This window comes from Mycobacterium ahvazicum, from assembly GCF_900176255.2.
Taxonomy (GTDB): Bacteria; Actinomycetota; Actinomycetes; order Mycobacteriales; family Mycobacteriaceae; genus Mycobacterium; species Mycobacterium ahvazicum.
Genome location: NZ_FXEG02000005.1, coordinates 76,684 through 91,758, shown reverse-complemented (window position 1 = coordinate 91,758; position 15,075 = coordinate 76,684). Strand labels below are relative to the sequence as shown.

Genomic DNA, 15,075 nt, shown 5'->3' with positions numbered 1-15,075 from the left:
CGTTAGCTCGCGAGAATGTTTACGCCGAAGCCGAACAACCCGGGTAGGCGTTCACAGGCCGGCACGATGGCACGCCGCGTCGCGCGCGGCGTGCTGGCCAGCACCACTCCCCGGGTCAGGTAGCGGTAGTTGCGGGTAACCCGGTGCCACGCCGCCTCGTACGCGGCCGGTGTCTCGTTGGCGATGGCGTTGACCGCGACCGCCGCCTGTTTGACGGCCAGGCTGACGCCCTCGCCGGTCAGCGCATCCTCGTAGCCGGCCGCATCGCCGACCAGCAGTACGCGGCCCGCGACGCGGCGCGAGACCACCTGGCGCAACGGGCCGCAGCCGCGCGCCTGCCCGCGGCCGGCTCCCTCGAGGTGCCGGGCCAGCCGTGGGAACCAGGCCAGGTCGGGCCGTCCCTGCGACAGGATCGCCACGCCGACCAGGTCTGGTTCCACGGGCGTCACGTACGCCTCACCCAGCCGCGACCAGTACACCTCGACGAACTCCGACCAGGCCGGCACCGTGAAATGCCAACGCACACCGTAACGTCGCGGCTTACCGGCCGCGGCCTTGATGCCGACACAGCGCCGCACCGTCGAGTGCAGTCCGTCGGCACCGACCAAGAACTTCGCCCGGATGCCGGCGGCGCTGACACCATGGGCGTCCTGCTCGACGCTGGTCACCTTTGTCCGGATCCATTCGGTGTCTTGCTCTTTGGCCCGTGCCTGCAGTGTGGCGTGCAGCGTGGTGCGTCGCACGCCGCGGCCGGGCCCGTTGCGAAACAGCGCCTCGGCGCGCCGTTGCTCGCTGACATAGGCGATCCCGTGAAACGGCATGCCGGCCGGGTCGACACCCAGCGACATCAGCTCGGCGAGGCCGCCGGGCATCAACCCCTCGCCGCATGCCTTGTCGATCGGGTCCTCGCGCGGTTCGGCCACGATGACCGAAAGCCCGTGCCGGCGCGCCTGCAACGCCGTCGCGAGGCCGCCGGGCCCGCCTCCGACGATCAGCAGGTCGGTGTCATAGGAGCTCATGTGTAACCCAACGCGGAGTTCTCCACCCTGATCCGCACACTGAGCAGAATCGCGTTGGCGACGGTGAACGTGGCCGCGGTCAGCCACGCGGTGTGCACCAGCGGCAACGCGAACCCTTCGGCCACCACTGCAACATAGTTCGGGTGGTGCAGCCACCGGTAGGGCCCCCGCCGCACCAGGGGCGCCTCCGGCAACACAATCACTCTGGTGTTCCACCTCCGGCCCAGCGTGGTGATACACCACCAGCGCAGTACCTGACTGGCCGCGGCGATGGCCAGCATCGGCCAGCCCAGCCATCCGATGAACGGCCGGTGCAGTGCCCACGGTTCGACGACGCAGCCGACCAGTAGAGCCGTGTGAATGACGACCATGACGATGTAGTGCGGTTTGCCAAACTCCTTGGCGCCCTGGGCAAAAGACCATTGCGCATTCCGGTTGGACAGCACCAGCTCGACAATGCGTTCGAGCCCGACCGCGAGGATCAGCAGGTAGTACATGCCACCACTATCCCGTGTCCGCCGCTACCAGGCCAACAGCACGAGCTCGGAGCAGAACGCCGGACCCATCGCGATCATGAGGCCGAGCGAGCCGGCCGGTGGCGGATCGGCCACGTTCGCCCTGAGCACATCCAGCCCCGAGACCGAAGACAGATTCCCGTTCTCGCGCAACGACTTTCGGGTGTGATCAAGGGCATCTCCCGGCAGATCCAGCACTTCCTCCACCGCCTCGATCACCCGCGGGCCACCGGGGTGGCAGACCCAACGCGACACATCCTGCGGTTGCAGTCCGTGGTCGGCGAGGAAGCGGCGGACGTCGTCGCCCAGGTATTTCTCGGTGACGTTCGCGACGTCGGCCGACAGTACGATCCGGAAGCCGTCGCTGCCGATGTTCCAGCCCATGACATCTTCGGTGTCGGGGTAGAGCCGGCTTCGGGTGGCCAGCACCCGAGGACCCCTTGGCCGGCCCGCGTAGTTGGCGCCCTTCGCGATGACGGCGCCGGCGCCGTCGCCGAACAGGCTGGTGGCGACGAGATTTGCGACCGAATGGTCTTCGCGCTGAATGGTCAGCGAGCACAGTTCGACGGCGAGCAGCGCGGCGACGTGATCGGGGAAGGCCCGCAGGTAATCGTGCATGCGGGCGGTCCCGGCCGCACCCGCCACGCAGCCCAGGCCGAACAGCGGAATGCGTTTGACGTCCTGGCGTAGGCCCACCCGTGCGGCAAGTCGTGCCTCGACCGTCGGTACGGCCAGTCCGGTCACCGTCGTGGAAAAGACGACGTCCACCTCCGAGGGTTCGACGCCCGCCTCGTCCAGCGCCGCGCGCAGCGCCTGCTCGGCCAGGTCGAGAGCGACGTCGAGGTAGGCGGCGTTGGCCTCGGTGAAACCGGTCAGCTCGCGGTAGCGCGACAGCGGCAAGGCGGTGTTGCGGTGCTCAACCCCACTGCTGAGCGCGAACCGCTGGAAGTCCGGGCCGGCGAAGTCGGTCAGCGCGCCGACGGCTTCGTCCTGGGTGTACCGGTTTTCTGGGAACTTCACCGCGACCGCTGCGATGGATGGATCCGTGTAGTTGGTCGACATTTCCAGTCCGATGTGTGCCGAACTGGCCCCCGTAGTTTTGTCCATACCTTGCGTTACGGTGCCGTAGATCGCATTGTTCAGTTGTCATAGTTGTGATGATGACCACTGGTCACGTCCGGCATCCGCCTGGACCCTGGCCTGCATGCGCCGCCGCGGCTGGGTCGACCGGGTTTAGACGTGGCCCGTCCGGGATAGGGTCAGTAGATGCGGATTCTGGTCACTGGTGCCAGTGGTTATGTGGGATCGCGTCTGGTCACGGCGTTGCTCGCGAACAACCACCAGGTGGTAGCCGCCACTCGAAACCCCGAGCGGCTCAAGCGGTTCGGCTGGTTTGATCGCGTTGCGCCGGTCCGGTTGGATGCCTCGGATCCGGTGTCGGCGCAGGCGGCGATGGACGCCGCGGGCCCGGTTGACGTGCTCTACTACCTGGTGCACGCGATCGGCCAGCCCCACTTCCGCGACGCCGACCGGGCAGCGGCCGCCAACATCGCGGCCGCCGCCCGCGACGCCGGGGTGCGGCGCATCGTGTACCTGGGTGGCTTCGTGCCCGCTGCCGATGAGCTGTCCGATCATCTGGCCAGCCGGGCCGAGGTGGCCGAGGCCCTGGCCGTGCCCGACGGCCCGGAACTGGTGTGGTTGGGCGCGGCGGTGATCATCGGCGCCGGCTCGACGTCGTTCGAGATGATGCGTTATGTCGGCGACCGGTTCCCGCTGCTGCCGGTGCCGAACTGGTTGGACAACCCGATCGACCCGATCTCCATTCGCGACGTGCTGCACTATCTGCTCGCCGCGGCGAACCCCGAGCGGGTGCCCGCGGGCGCCTACGACATCGCCGGTCCGGACACCACGTCCTACCGGGGCCTGCTGAAGACCTATGCGCGTATCTCGGGCCGGTGGCACACCGCACTACCGGTCGGCCGGATCGACACCTCGCTGGCGTCGCTGGTCACCGGGCTTGCGTTGCCGGTCCCACCAGGATTGGCCGGCGACCTGGTGGAATCGCTGGATCACCCGATGGTCGCCTCCGCCAGCGACCTGCGCGGCCGGGTACCCGACCCGCCCGGCGGCCTGCTGAGCGTCGAGGACGCCATCCGTCGGGCATTGACCACCAACGGGCGGCCCCGCCCGGTCAACGCGCTGACCGATCCGCATCACCTCGCCGACACCGATCCCGGGTGGGCCGGCGGGGACGCGCTGCGCATCCGGCGCCTCGCACGGGCGATCACCCCGCCGATAGCGCGGCCCACGCTGAAACTGGTCAACAGGGTGCCGGGTCCGGTCGCGGGAGCGCTGCGCACCAGCCTCGACATCATGCTCACCCTTACGCCCAAGGTACGTCCGGCATGAGCCAAGCCACCAGCCCGTACCACACCAGTGTGTTCTCGGAGCTGCGTCGGGCTGTCACCAATGTCGCTGTGTCACATCACGAAGCGCCGTCGATGGTGCGGCGCCGCCGGGCCGTGGTGGCGCTCACGCTGGTGGTCGGTGCTGTGGTGCTCGGCTTTTCGCTGCGGCGCGCGCCCGGCGACTCGAACTTCTACTGGCTGACGCTGGTATTGGCAGCAGTGTGGATCGGTGGCGCGTTCCTCTCCGGGCCGCTGCATCTCGGCGGCATCAACTGGCGTGGCCGTAATCAGCGCCCGGTGATCACCGGCACGCTGATCGGACTGCTACTCGGCGGCATCTTCGTGGTCGGCGGATTGATCGTCCGGGAGATTGCGCCCGTCGCGGAACTGATCGCGCGAGTGCTGCAATATGCCCACCACGGGTCATATTGGTTGGTGGTGGTGATCACCCTGGTCAACGGCGTCGCCGAGGAGATGTTCTTCCGCGGTGCGCTGTATACGGCGCTGGGTCGGCGTGCGCCAGTGGCGATTTCGACCCTGCTGTATCTCTGCGTGACTTTGGCGAGCGGTAACCCGATGCTCGGCTTTGCCGCGGTCATCCTCGGCACGGTGTGCGCGTTGGAGCGACGGGCCAGCGGCGGCATTCTGGCTCCGATGCTGACCCACTTCTTCTGGGGTCTCATCATGGTGCTGGTATTGCCGCCGATGTTCGGCGTCTAACTGCCAATCACGTTGCGCGCCAATGCGCGTGCCGCGGCGATGTGCAGCGGCCGCGCCACCTGCCAGTAAATCCGTCCTGGGATGCCGCGAGGCACGAAGGTCGTTTGTTGGGTGTAGACGGTGCCGCCGCCGGCCTGCGGGGCGACCGTGATCGTCATCCACCCCGATCCGGGCATGCGCTGACGAGAGCGCAGCCGCAGCGACGTCGCGGGCTCACGCTCGGCCACCCTCCACTGGCCGGAGTTTTTCGCCGCCCTTTCCGCGGCATCCCAAACCTGTTGTGGCGCAGCATCTGTCGTTGCCGTACGGACGTCGGTGTAGATGATGTCGCCAGCCCAGCCCGGGTCGCTGGGCAGCAGGTCGGCGGGCTCGGATTCCGCCGAGGCCCAGGTGGCTTCGGGCAGCCCGCGCGCCGGGCGGTCCAGCGCCAACGAGACGGCGCGCCGGTAGGAGATGAGGCCGCCGGGCGGTGGCTCGATGATCTTATCGATGTCCGAATTGCGCATCACCGCATCGCATTCCAGCGATTCGATCAGCGGGCGCGCCAGGCCGGGGGGAATCGGCGTCACGGTTCCCACCCACAGGCTGGCGATCGTCGGCGTCAAGAACGGCAGCACGATCAGGTAGCGGCGGTGCAGGCCGGCGACTTCGGCATAACCCCGCATCATGTCGCCGTACTCCAGCACGTCCGGCCCGCCGATATCCCAGGTGCGCGAGGACGGCACCGGCGCCGTCGCTGCCGCAACGAGGTAATGGAGCACGTCACGCACCGCGATGGGCTGAATCCTGTTGTGCACCCACTTCGGCGTCGTCATCACGGGCAACCGATCGGTGAGGTGCCGGATCATCTCGAAGGACGCTGACCCCGAACCGACGACCACACCGGCCTGCAGTACCAGTGTTTCGATTCCCGAGTCGATCAGCGCATCGCCGACCGCCTTGCGCGACTCGAGATGGGGGGACAGGCGGCGGCCTTCGGGATGCAGCCCGGACAGGTAGACGAACCGCCGACCCCCGGCCCGCCGCGCCGCCGTTACGACGTTGCGGACCGAGCGGCTCTCCTCGTCGGAGAAATTCTTCGCTGTCCCCATCGAGTGCACCAGGTAGTACACGACGTCCATGCCCTCGAACGCGTCGATCAGCGAATCGACGTCACCGAGGTCACCGCGGGCCACCTCGACGCGCGCCCGCCACGGCACGTCCGCCAACTTGTCCGGGTTGCGGGCCAGCGCGCGCACGCTGTGGCCCTCGTCGAGCAGACGCGGCACCAATCGGGCACCGATGTAGCCGGTCGCCCCGGTCACCAGACAGCGCATTGTTCCCCTTCCGGCATGTCAGTTTATTCGGAACTGACGCTAAGCAGGATTGCCGTTCGAGGGGCCGCCAACCGTGCTAGCGGTCGGTGAAGTTCGGCGCGCGGCGCTCCTGGAACGCCGTGGCACCCTCGCGCAAGTCGGCCGACCGCAACAAGATCGCCTGCCCGCGGTACTCACGCTCGAGCGCGCCGTCCAGCTCGGTCAGGGTGGCCGCGTTGATCGAATCCTTGGTCTTGGCAAACGCCACCACCGGGCCGCCCAGCAACGTCGCGATCACCTTGTCGACTTCGGCGTCGAAGTCCTCGGCCGGATAGACCGCGCTGACCAGGCCCGCGGCGAACGCCTCGGCGGCCGGCAACCGCTCGGCCAGCAGCGCCATGCGCATTGCGCGAATCCGGCCGATCGCGGCGGCCACCAACGCCGACGCCCCGCCGTCGGGCATCAGCCCGATCTTGGTGAACGCGAGCATGAAAAATGCTTTGTCAGAAGCTAATACGATGTCGCACGCCAGCGCGATGGATACGCCGACGCCCGCGGCGGGCCCCTGCACGACGGCGACCACCGGGTGCGGTAACGCGGTGATGGACCGGATCAGCCGGTTGACTTCGACGACGATCTCGTCCGGCGGAACGCCGCCGCTGCCCGACATGTCGTCGGCGCTGATGCCGGCTCCGGAGCAGAAGCCGCGGCCCGCACCGCCCAGCCGAACCACCTTGACCCCAGGGTCGGTCGCCGCGCGTTCCATGGTGTCGGCGAGTCCGGAGATCACCGGAGCCGTCAGTGAGTTGAGGCTGTCGGGCCGGTCGATGGTCACCGACAGCACGCCGTCGGACAACGTGATGGCCAGGCCGTCGACGGACGACGGCTTGTCGAGCACGGATTCAGACATGGGCTCACGATAACGACCGGGTAAGCGACCGGGGTGCGCGGCCGTCGAGCGCGGCTGCGAAGATGCCAACGACCGGGTTGACACGCGTCAGAGCAGACGAAAGGTCGGTGGACCATGGCGGGACCGTTGGGTGGGCCCCTCAAAGGACTCCGGGTAGTGGAGCTGGCCGGCATCGGGCCGGGCCCCCACGCCGCGATGATTCTGGGAGATCTGGGCGCCGACGTGGTGCGCATCGATCGCCCGTCGTCCGGCCCCGGCGGCGTCGCGAAGGACGCCATGATGCGCAACCGTCGGGTGGTGACCGCCGACCTCAAGTCCGACGAGGGGCGCGCGACCGTCCTGCGGCTGATGGCCAAAGCGGACGTGCTGATCGAGGGCTACCGCCCGGGCGTCACCGAGCGACTCGGCCTGGGACCCGACGACTGCGCCGAGGTCAACGAGCGGCTGGTCTACGCGCGGATGACCGGTTGGGGCCAGACCGGTCCGCGCAGCCAGCAAGCCGGTCACGACATCAACTACATCTCGCTGAACGGCATCCTGCACTCGATCGGCCGGGCGGGCGAGCGGCCGGTGCCGCCGCTGAACCTGGTCGGCGACTTCGGCGGCGGTTCGATGTTCCTGCTGCTCGGGATCCTGTCCGCGCTCTGGGAGCGGCAGACCTCCGGCAAGGGGCAGGTCGTCGACGCCGCGATGGTGGACGGCTCCAGCGTGCTGGTCCAGATGATGTGGCAGATGCGCGCCTCCGGGATGTGGACCGACGCGCGCGGCACCAACCTGCTCGACGGCGGCGCGCCCTACTACGACACCTACACCTGCGCCGACGGGCGCTACGTCGCGGTCGGCGCCATCGAGCCGCAGTTCTACGCCGCCATGCTGACCGGCCTGGGCCTCGACGGCGCCGACCTTCCCGGGCAGAACGACGTCGGGCGCTGGCCCGAACTACGGGCGATCCTGACCGAGAAGTTCGCCAGCCAGGACCGCGATCACTGGGCGAAGGTGTTCGCCGACTCCGACGCCTGCGTGACGCCGATCCTGGCGTTCGGCGAGGTACAGAACGAGCCGCACATCACCGAGCGCAACACCTTCTACGAAGTCAACGGCGGTCTGCAGCCGCTGCCGGCGCCGCGGTTCTCTCGCACCGCGCCGCCGACACCGCGCCCCGCGGCGCCGGTGACCGACGTCGAGGACGTCCTCAACGACTGGGTATAGTCCCCAACCAACAAGTTGGTCGGCAGGATCACGAAAGGACTCGCATGGAGATCAAGGACGCTGTCGCCGTCGTCACCGGGGGTGCCTCCGGTCTGGGCCTGGCCACCACCAAGCGGCTGCTGGATGCCGGCGCTCAGGTCGTCGTGATCGACCTCAAGGGTGAGGAAGTGGTGGCCGAACTCGGCGACCGCGCGAAGTTCTTCGCGACCGACGTCACTGACGAGGAGGGCGTGAGCAAAGCGCTCGACGTCGCCGAGTCGTTGGGCTCGCTGCGCATCAACGTCAACTGTGCGGGCATCGGCAACGCGATCAAGACGCTGGGCAAGGACGGGCCGTTCCCGCTGCAAGGGTTCAAGAAGGTCGTCGAGGTCAACCTGATCGGCACCTTCAACGTGCTGCGGCTGGCCGCCGAACGTATCGCCAAGACCGAGCCGGTTGGTCCCGAAACAAGCCCCGAGCGCGGCGTCATCATCAACACCGCCTCGGTCGCGGCGTTCGATGGCCAGATCGGACAGGCCGCCTACTCCGCGTCCAAGGGCGGCGTGGTCGGCATGACGCTGCCGATCGCCCGCGACCTGTCACGCGAGCTCATTCGCGTGATGACCATCGCGCCGGGGTTGTTCAAGACCCCGTTGCTGGGTTCGCTGCCCGAGGAGGCGCAGAAATCACTGGGCAAGCAGGTGCCGCACCCGGCGCGGCTGGGAGACCCGGACGAGTACGGCGCGCTGGCGGTGCACATCGTGGAGAACCCGATGCTCAACGGTGAGGTCATCCGCCTCGACGGCGCCATCCGGATGGCGCCGCGCTGAGGCTCGTTGGCGGCGCATCAACAAAAACCCCCGCCACGGCGGGGGTTTTTGTTGGCAACAAGATCAATGCGATCGACGGAACCAACGAGAAACTGAGGGTTCGGCCATAAGTAGCCGAGCGAGCAGGCTCATGGCGGTCAGCTCGCGTTGGGCAGCGGGTGCCAGTCGTCAAACTGCTCGGAGGTCTCGCCTTCCACCAACACGTCTCCGTGGTAGAGAGCCTCGAAGTCAACCTTGATGACGTCCGCACTTGAGTCGTCGATCCACATGACACTGAGCCTAAAAGCCACCATTAAGGAATCTTTGAGTCACGATTCGGAAAATGGTGGCAATTTACTCGCCAGTAGGGTTGCCTGGCGTCTAGACGCGGATTCGGCCCCTGACCGGCTTAATCAGCGCCCAATTTTCTAGCCGGACTCTTAGTGTTCGCGGGTTTGAAAACCGCATCGAACCAACCGGACTCTCACCCCGTGGCTTGGTGAGTAGTTGTTTGACACCTGTCTCTTACCGCGGCTAGGTTACCGCGAATATGGTGTGCGCCCCGCGGGACCGCCACCGGGGGAGGAAGCGTAGATGCTGCCAAGGATCGCTCGGCTGGCCATCGCCGCGCCGCGCCGGATCATCGCGGTCGGGGTGCTGGTGTTCATCGCCGCAGCGGTCTTCGGGATCCCCGTCGCCAAGAGCCTGGCTCCCGGCGGTTTCCAGGACCCGGACTCGGAGTCCGCGCGCGCCATCTCGGTGCTCACCGAGAAGTTCGGGCAGAGCGGTCAGCAGATGCTGATCCTGGTGACCGCACCCGCGGGGGTCGACAGTGATCAGGCCCGCACGGTGGGCACCGATCTCGTCAACGAGCTGCAGCGCTCGCCGCTGGTCTACAACGCGACCTCCCCGTGGACCGCGCCGCCGCAAGCTGCCGTCGATCTGACAAGTAAAGACGGCAAGTCCGGGTTGATCGTGGTCAACCTCAAGGGCGGCGAGAACAATGTGCAGAACAACGCCCAAACCCTGTCGGATCAGCTCGTGCACGATCGGGACGGGGTCACCGTCCGGTCCGGCGGCGCGGCCATGGAGTACGCACAGATCAACAAGCAGAACCAAGAAGACCTCTTGGTCATGGAGATGATCGCGCTTCCGCTCAGCTTTCTGGTGCTGATCTGGGTGTTCGGCGGGCTGCTGGCGGCGGCGCTGCCGATGGCCCTGGGTGCGCTCGCCGTCGTGGGTTCGATGACCGTACTGCGGCTCATCACGTTCAGCACCGAGGTGTCGATCTTCGCGCTGAACCTGAGCACCGCGTTGGGCCTGGCGCTGGCGATCGACTACACGTTGTTGATTGTCAGCCGTTACCGCGACGAATTGGCCGAGGGCGGCGACCCCCATCAGGCGCTGATCCGAACCATGACGACTTCCGGGCGCACCGTGCTGTTCTCCGCCGTCACGGTCGCTCTGTCGATGTCTGCGACGGCGCTGTTCCCGATGTACTTCCTCAAGTCGTTCGCCTATGCCGGGGTGGCCACCGTGGCGTTCGTCGCGACCGCGTCGATCGTGATCACCCCGGCCGCGATCGTGTTGCTGGGCCCACGGCTGGATTCGCTGGATGTGAGAAAGCTGGTGCGACGGGTGCTGCGCCGCCCCGCGCCCGTGCACAAGCCCGTCGAGCAAATGTTCTGGTACCGGTCCAGCAAGTTCGTGATGCGCCGTTGGCTGCCGATCGGTGTGGCCGTCGCCTCGGTGCTGGTGCTGTTTGGTCTGCCGTTCCTCCGGGTGACATGGGGCTTCCCCGACGACCGCGTACTGCCCCGATCCGCGTCGGCGCATCAGGTCGGTGACCAGTTGCGCACCAACTTCGCGCACGATTCGGCGACGTCGGTGCCCGTCGTCATTCCCGACGCGCGCGGCGTGAGCCCAGCCGACCTCGACGCTTACGCCGCGGCACTGTCGCGGGTGCCCGGGGTCTCAGGCGTGTCCGCGCCGAGTGGGACGTTCGTCGGCGGGAACCCGGTCGGGCCGCCCGCGGGAGCCACCGGGCTGTCCGACGGTAGTGCGTTCTTGACCGTCAGCAGCACGGAGCCACTGTTCTCGCCGGCGTCCGACACCCAGCTCAAGCGATTGCATCAGGTGCCCGGGCCCGCCGGGCGAGCCGTCGAGATGGCCGGCGTTGCCCAGGTCAACCGCGACAGCGTCGACGCGGTGACGGACCGGCTTCCGATGGTGCTCGGCGTGATGGCCGTGATCACCTTCATCTTGCTGTTCCTGCTGACCGGCAGCGTGCTGTTGCCGCTGAAGGCGCTGATGTGCAACGTGCTGTCGTTGACCGCGGCGTTCGGCGCGCTGGTGTGGATTTTCCAGGACGGCCATCTCGGCGCGCTGGGAACGACGCCGAGCGGCACGCTGGTGGCGAACATGCCGGTGTTGTTGTTCTGCATCGCGTTCGGTTTGTCGATGGACTACGAGGTGTTCCTGATCTCGCGGATCCGCGAGTACTGGCTGCAGTATCGGCCGCTGGCGTCGACGGCCAAACAGGCGCACGACGCCAACGACGAAGCGGTGGCGCACGGCGTCGCGCGCACCGGCCGGGTGATCACCGCGGCCGCGCTGGTGATGTCGATGTCGTTTGCCGCGCTGATCGCCGCGCACGTGTCGTTCATGCGGATGTTCGGTCTGGGCCTGACCCTGGCCGTGTTCGTCGACGCGACCCTGGTCCGGATGGTTCTGGTTCCAGCGTTCATGCACGTGATGGGCCGCTGGAACTGGTGGGCGCCCAAGCCGTTGATGTGGCTGCACGAGCGGTTCGGCGTCAGCGAGGGGCCGGCCGAACCGGCCGCGCCGATCGAGCCGGTGGCGATCGCCGTCGAGCACAACGGCTATCCGGTCGCCGAACCGGTGACTAAAATCGGCTGAGCTCGGCTGATGGCGGGGGGCTGCGCCGATAGCCAAGGTGGGGATCGTCAATTGCGCGCGCCGGCTGGCTTTATGCTGAGGCCCCGTTCCGAATCGAATAGGTGGGGGATGACAACAGCAACGACACCGACGTTCGAGAACCCGTTCTTCGCGCGGGTGTGGCCGGTTGCCGCCGCTCACGAGACCGAGGCGGTGCGGGCCCTGCGCCGGGAGAACCTGGCCGGCTTGTCGGGCCGGGTGCTCGAGGTCGGGGCGGGGATCGGGACGAACTTCCCCAACTACCCCGAGTCCGTCGCGCAGGGCGTCGCGATGGAGCCCGAGCCGCGCCTGGCGGCCAGGGCGCGGGTGGCCGCCGCTGCCGCGTCGGTACCGGTGGTCCTGACCAACGAGACCGTGGAGGAGTTCCACAGCGGGCAGCCGTTCGATGCGGTGGTGTGCTCCCTGGTGCTGTGCTCGGTGCGCGACCCCGAAGCGGTGCTGCGGCGGGTGTATGAGTTTCTGCGCCCGGGCGGTGAGTTGCGCTATCTCGAGCACGTGGCCAGCGCCGGTATGCGCGGCCGGCTGCAGCGGTTCGCCGACGCGACGATCTGGCCGCGGCTGCTGGGTAACTGCCATACCCATCGCGATACCGAACGCGCGATCGTCGACGCCGGGTTCGAAGTGAACAGCTCCCGGCGGGAGTGGACACTGCCCGCCTGGTCCCCGATGCCGGTATCGGAGCTGTTGCTGGGCCGCGCGCGACGGCCGTAATCCGCTGGGCCGCCGCGAATCCGCTACTTCAGCAGCGCGGGTAGTTTTTGCAGCAGCCCCGGCAGGGCTTGACTCGCGGACTCGCGGATGCAGAGCGTGACGCTGCCCGACAAAGGGGTGGGCTCGGGGTTGACCTCGATCACGGTGACGCCGCGCGAGAGTGCGAGATCGGCGAGGCCGGCGGCCGGGTAGACGATCGCCGAGGTCCCGACGACCACCATCACGTCGGCCGTGTGGGTCGCCTCGACGGCGTGGCTCCACGGGCCTTCGGGCAGCTGCTCGCCGAACCAGACGATGTCGGGCCGGATCAGCCCACCGCAGCGGGGGCACAGCGGCGGTTGCACCTCGATCGCCGGCTCGGCCATCGCGGGCAGGGTCTCGTGATAGGGCAGACCGCAACTCGCGCAACGGAATTCGAAAAGGCTGCCGTGTAGGTGATGGACCGGACTGCTGCCGGCGCGCTCGTGTAGGTCGTCGACATTCTGGGTGACGACGCTGACCTCGGCGTAGTCCTGCCAGGCCGCGATGGCCCGGTGCCCGTCGTTGGGTTCGACGGTGCCCACCAGGTGGTGCCGCCACAGATACCAGGCCCACACCCGTTCGGGGTTATTGACCCAGCCCTGGGTGCTGGACAACTCGTAGGGGTCGAAACGGGCCCACAATCCGTTTTTGTCGTCGCGAAATGTCGGCACTCCACTCTCCGCGGAGATCCCTGCGCCGCTGAGCACCGTCACTCGCATAGCCACCAACATAGCGCTGGTTGGGGTAATACTGGATACGTGGAGCTGGGCGAATGGCTAAAGGTCGACCTCAAGGGCGGCCGGCCGCTTTTCGACCAGCTCCGGACGCAGGTCATCGATGGTGTGCGGGAAGGCGCCCTGGCGCCCGGCAGCCGCTTGCCGACCGTGCGCGAGCTGGCCGGCCAACTGGGTGTGGCCGTCAATACGGTCGCGCGCGCTTACCGTGAGCTGGAGACAGCGGCCATTGTCGAAACTCGCGGGCGCTTCGGCACTTTCATCGCCCGCTACGACCCGACCGACGCGGCGATGGCGGCCGCGGCCCGTGAGTATGTCCATGTCGCCCGCGGACTCGGGTTGGGCAAGGCCGAGGCGCTGCGCTACATCGAGGCCGTGCCCGACGAGGGCTAGCCGAATTCCAGCAGCGTCAAGCACGGTCGCAGCGCTTGGAACACCGGCGCGCGATAGATCATCCGCACCGCGGCGTTGAACGCGCGACCACGTCCCGGCGGCAGTCGCAAATCCCGCACCGCCCGCACCCCCGGCACGGTGTTGACCAGGTCGGCCACCTGGGCCGCCGACAGGCTGAACGGCAACGGTGGCCCCGTGTAGCGTCGCGAGGTTCGCATACCGCGCCGGCTCACCCTGGACACCCAGGCCGGCGGCAGGTCGAAGATCATCTTGCCGCCGGGAAATCTCTTGGCGCACTGGGCAATCAGGCCCATCGCCTGGTCGGGCTCCAGATACATCAGTAGCCCCTCGGCGGTGATGAACACGCCACCTGCCACGTCGACCGAATCCATCCAGCCGTAGTCCAGGGCCGACTGGGCGCACACCGCCACCCGAGGCGAGGCCGGCAGCAGTCGGGTCCGAATTTCGATGATCTCTGGTAGATCGACTGTCAGCCAACGGAATTGGGCATCCGGAATCGCCGCGTCCAACCGCCAGAAGCTGGTCTGCAGACCCTCTGCCAGCGCCACCACGGTGGCCGTCGGGTGCCCCGTCAGAAACGACGCGGCCTGGGTGTCGAACAGTCGTGCGCGCAACGCGATGTCCTGGCGCGGCCGCCCGAACTTCGCGAAGTCGTAGTCGATCGAGTCGACCAGCGCCACCGCCATCGGATCGACGAGCAGGGGATCGGGGCGGCGCGCTTCCTGCGCCCGCGCATTCAGCGTCAGGAGAGCGGTTTCGGAGACGCCGCCGAGGGAGACCTTCTTTTTGGGAGTGTCTTGGGCAGAGCTCATCGTCGAAAACCTTACCTACGTTTCGCTTCCCAGCATGACTTTGGCCAGAGTTCGCATATTGCGCGTAGTAGTCGAGGACTTGTACCGGGGCTTGCCCATCGTCTTGCCGATCGTGCTGTCCAGGGTGCTGCCCTTGGGTACCTGCCAGTAGATGACGCCGTCACCGCGGCTGATCTTCTCGTCGGAGCCGGCCTCGGTGGCCAACTTCGCGAGCTCGCCGAGCACCTCGGCGTCCGCGACGAACGTGACGTAGGACTGGTAACCGTCGACCTCGGGCTGGTACGGGTAGGCCTCGATGACGGCACGCACCGCGTCGACGTCGTAGACCAGGACCCACGCGTCGTAGCCGAACCGTTCGCGCAGCGCGGCTTCGGCCTTCTTGCGCACCCCGGGCGCCTTGGCCGACGACTCCAGCAGCACGTTGCCGGTGGCCAGGATGGTGCGCACGGCAGCGAATCCCGCGTCGGTCAGGGCCGCCTTGACCTCGGCCATTTTCACATTGACGCCGCCGACGTTGACGCCGCGCAGGAACACCGCGTACTTGGTCATGATCCGATTGCA

At 67.5% G+C, this 15,075-nt stretch carries 16 protein-coding genes; 7 read left to right on the top strand and 9 right to left on the bottom strand.

Annotation, left to right across the window (positions count from 1 at the left end):
* Positions 1-2: 2 nt before the first annotated feature.
* The 3 genes from MAAFP003_RS21425 to MAAFP003_RS21415 are packed head-to-tail and all read right to left on the bottom strand — an operon-like array spanning position 3 to position 2,596.
* Complete coding sequence (locus MAAFP003_RS21425) at positions 3-1,019, bottom strand: NAD(P)/FAD-dependent oxidoreductase (protein WP_096289729.1); 1,017 nt, start codon at positions 1,017-1,019, stop codon at positions 3-5.
* Positions 1,016-1,516, bottom strand: coding sequence for an isoprenylcysteine carboxyl methyltransferase family protein (locus MAAFP003_RS21420; RefSeq protein ID WP_096289728.1), 501 nt, complete (start codon positions 1,514-1,516; stop codon positions 1,016-1,018). The genes MAAFP003_RS21425 and MAAFP003_RS21420 overlap by 4 nt, the downstream gene beginning before the upstream one ends.
* A gap of 24 nt (positions 1,517-1,540) precedes the next feature.
* Positions 1,541-2,596 carry a type III polyketide synthase gene (locus MAAFP003_RS21415; protein WP_243394214.1) on the bottom strand — a complete coding sequence of 352 codons (1,056 nt, stop codon included), beginning with the start codon at positions 2,594-2,596 and terminating at the stop codon, positions 1,541-1,543.
* Positions 2,597-2,800: 204 nt separating this feature from the next.
* Here MAAFP003_RS21415 and MAAFP003_RS21410 point away from each other — a divergent pair, with 204 nt between their 5' ends.
* On the top strand, positions 2,801-3,943 hold the full coding sequence (locus MAAFP003_RS21410) for an NAD(P)H-binding protein (RefSeq protein WP_096289726.1): 1,143 nt from the start codon (positions 2,801-2,803) through the stop codon (positions 3,941-3,943).
* The gene (locus MAAFP003_RS21405; protein WP_096289725.1) at positions 3,940-4,662 is read left to right on the top strand and encodes a CPBP family intramembrane glutamic endopeptidase; all 723 of its coding nucleotides are present in this window, start codon (positions 3,940-3,942) and stop codon (positions 4,660-4,662) included. The genes MAAFP003_RS21410 and MAAFP003_RS21405 overlap by 4 nt, the downstream gene beginning before the upstream one ends.
* Here the strand turns inward: MAAFP003_RS21405 and MAAFP003_RS21400 are convergent.
* On the bottom strand, positions 4,659-5,978 hold the full coding sequence (locus tag MAAFP003_RS21400; RefSeq protein WP_096289724.1) for a DUF2867 domain-containing protein: 1,320 nt from the start codon (positions 5,976-5,978) through the stop codon (positions 4,659-4,661). The genes MAAFP003_RS21405 and MAAFP003_RS21400 overlap by 4 nt on opposite strands.
* A 76-nt stretch (positions 5,979-6,054) precedes the next feature.
* Positions 6,055-6,867, bottom strand: a complete 813-nt coding sequence (locus MAAFP003_RS21395) for an enoyl-CoA hydratase (protein WP_096289723.1) — start codon at positions 6,865-6,867, stop codon at positions 6,055-6,057.
* Between the two features lie 126 nt (positions 6,868-6,993).
* On the opposite strand from MAAFP003_RS21395, the gene MAAFP003_RS21390 reads away from it, so the two are divergent.
* Positions 6,994-8,076, top strand: a complete 1,083-nt coding sequence (locus MAAFP003_RS21390) for a CaiB/BaiF CoA transferase family protein (RefSeq protein ID WP_096291321.1) — start codon at positions 6,994-6,996, stop codon at positions 8,074-8,076.
* Between the two features lie 44 nt (positions 8,077-8,120).
* Positions 8,121-8,885: a 3-hydroxyacyl-CoA dehydrogenase gene (locus tag MAAFP003_RS21385; RefSeq protein WP_096289722.1), complete on the top strand. Its 765-nt coding sequence runs from the start codon at positions 8,121-8,123 to the stop codon at positions 8,883-8,885.
* 137 nt (positions 8,886-9,022) lie between these two features.
* Here MAAFP003_RS21385 and MAAFP003_RS29970 read toward each other — a convergent pair whose 3' ends face one another.
* On the bottom strand, positions 9,023-9,154 hold the full coding sequence (locus MAAFP003_RS29970; protein WP_096289721.1) for a hypothetical protein: 132 nt from the start codon (positions 9,152-9,154) through the stop codon (positions 9,023-9,025).
* A 304-nt stretch (positions 9,155-9,458) separates the two neighbouring features.
* On the opposite strand from MAAFP003_RS29970, the gene MAAFP003_RS21375 reads away from it, so the two are divergent.
* Together MAAFP003_RS21375 and MAAFP003_RS21370 are read left to right on the top strand one after the other, a co-directional pair.
* The gene (locus MAAFP003_RS21375) at positions 9,459-11,783 is read left to right on the top strand and encodes an MMPL family transporter (RefSeq protein WP_096289720.1); all 2,325 of its coding nucleotides are present in this window, start codon (positions 9,459-9,461) and stop codon (positions 11,781-11,783) included.
* 108 nt (positions 11,784-11,891) lie between these two features.
* Positions 11,892-12,533: a class I SAM-dependent methyltransferase gene (locus MAAFP003_RS21370; protein ID WP_096289719.1), complete on the top strand. Its 642-nt coding sequence runs from the start codon at positions 11,892-11,894 to the stop codon at positions 12,531-12,533.
* A 23-nt stretch (positions 12,534-12,556) separates the two neighbouring features.
* On the opposite strand, the gene MAAFP003_RS21365 is transcribed toward MAAFP003_RS21370, so the two are convergent.
* Positions 12,557-13,285 carry an SIR2 family NAD-dependent protein deacylase gene (locus MAAFP003_RS21365; RefSeq protein WP_279304539.1) on the bottom strand — a complete coding sequence of 243 codons (729 nt, stop codon included), beginning with the start codon at positions 13,283-13,285 and terminating at the stop codon, positions 12,557-12,559.
* 27 nt (positions 13,286-13,312) lie between these two features.
* Here MAAFP003_RS21365 and MAAFP003_RS21360 point away from each other — a divergent pair, with 27 nt between their 5' ends.
* Positions 13,313-13,681: an Rv1152 family transcriptional regulator gene (locus MAAFP003_RS21360; protein ID WP_096289717.1), complete on the top strand. Its 369-nt coding sequence runs from the start codon at positions 13,313-13,315 to the stop codon at positions 13,679-13,681.
* On the opposite strand, the gene MAAFP003_RS21355 is transcribed toward MAAFP003_RS21360, so the two are convergent.
* Both MAAFP003_RS21355 and MAAFP003_RS21350 read right to left on the bottom strand, forming a co-directional pair.
* Entirely contained in the window at positions 13,678-14,514 is an 837-nt protein-coding gene (locus tag MAAFP003_RS21355; RefSeq protein ID WP_096289716.1) for a class I SAM-dependent methyltransferase, read from the bottom strand. The genes MAAFP003_RS21360 and MAAFP003_RS21355 overlap by 4 nt on opposite strands.
* Before the next feature lie 15 nt (positions 14,515-14,529).
* Positions 14,530-15,063 (bottom strand): DUF1697 domain-containing protein, encoded by a 534-nt coding sequence (locus MAAFP003_RS21350; RefSeq protein ID WP_096289715.1) that lies wholly within the window; start codon positions 15,061-15,063, stop codon positions 14,530-14,532.
* Between the last annotated feature and the right edge of the window lie 12 nt (positions 15,064-15,075).

Excerpts from the sequence above, each read along its gene's own strand:
- MAAFP003_RS21425 (WP_096289729.1), bottom strand. The coding sequence starts at position 1,019 with ATGAGCTCCTATGACACCGACCTGCTGATCGTCGGAGGCGGGCCCGGC.
- MAAFP003_RS21420 (WP_096289728.1), bottom strand. The coding sequence starts at position 1,516 with ATGTACTACCTGCTGATCCTCGCGGTCGGGCTCGAACGCATTGTCGAG.
- MAAFP003_RS21415 (WP_243394214.1), bottom strand. The coding sequence starts at position 2,596 with ATGTCGACCAACTACACGGATCCATCCATCGCAGCGGTCGCGGTGAAG.
- MAAFP003_RS21410 (WP_096289726.1), top strand. The coding sequence starts at position 2,801 with ATGCGGATTCTGGTCACTGGTGCCAGTGGTTATGTGGGATCGCGTCTG.
- MAAFP003_RS21405 (WP_096289725.1), top strand. The coding sequence starts at position 3,940 with ATGAGCCAAGCCACCAGCCCGTACCACACCAGTGTGTTCTCGGAGCTG.
- MAAFP003_RS21400 (WP_096289724.1), bottom strand. The coding sequence starts at position 5,978 with ATGCGCTGTCTGGTGACCGGGGCGACCGGCTACATCGGTGCCCGATTG.
- MAAFP003_RS21395 (WP_096289723.1), bottom strand. The coding sequence starts at position 6,867 with ATGTCTGAATCCGTGCTCGACAAGCCGTCGTCCGTCGACGGCCTGGCC.
- MAAFP003_RS21385 (WP_096289722.1), top strand. The coding sequence starts at position 8,121 with ATGGAGATCAAGGACGCTGTCGCCGTCGTCACCGGGGGTGCCTCCGGT.
- MAAFP003_RS29970 (WP_096289721.1), bottom strand. The coding sequence starts at position 9,154 with ATGTGGATCGACGACTCAAGTGCGGACGTCATCAAGGTTGACTTCGAG.
- MAAFP003_RS21375 (WP_096289720.1), top strand. The coding sequence starts at position 9,459 with ATGCTGCCAAGGATCGCTCGGCTGGCCATCGCCGCGCCGCGCCGGATC.
- MAAFP003_RS21370 (WP_096289719.1), top strand. The coding sequence starts at position 11,892 with ATGACAACAGCAACGACACCGACGTTCGAGAACCCGTTCTTCGCGCGG.
- MAAFP003_RS21365 (WP_279304539.1), bottom strand. The coding sequence starts at position 13,285 with ATGTTGGTGGCTATGCGAGTGACGGTGCTCAGCGGCGCAGGGATCTCC.
- MAAFP003_RS21355 (WP_096289716.1), bottom strand. The coding sequence starts at position 14,514 with ATGAGCTCTGCCCAAGACACTCCCAAAAAGAAGGTCTCCCTCGGCGGC.
- MAAFP003_RS21350 (WP_096289715.1), bottom strand. The coding sequence starts at position 15,063 with ATGACCAAGTACGCGGTGTTCCTGCGCGGCGTCAACGTCGGCGGCGTC.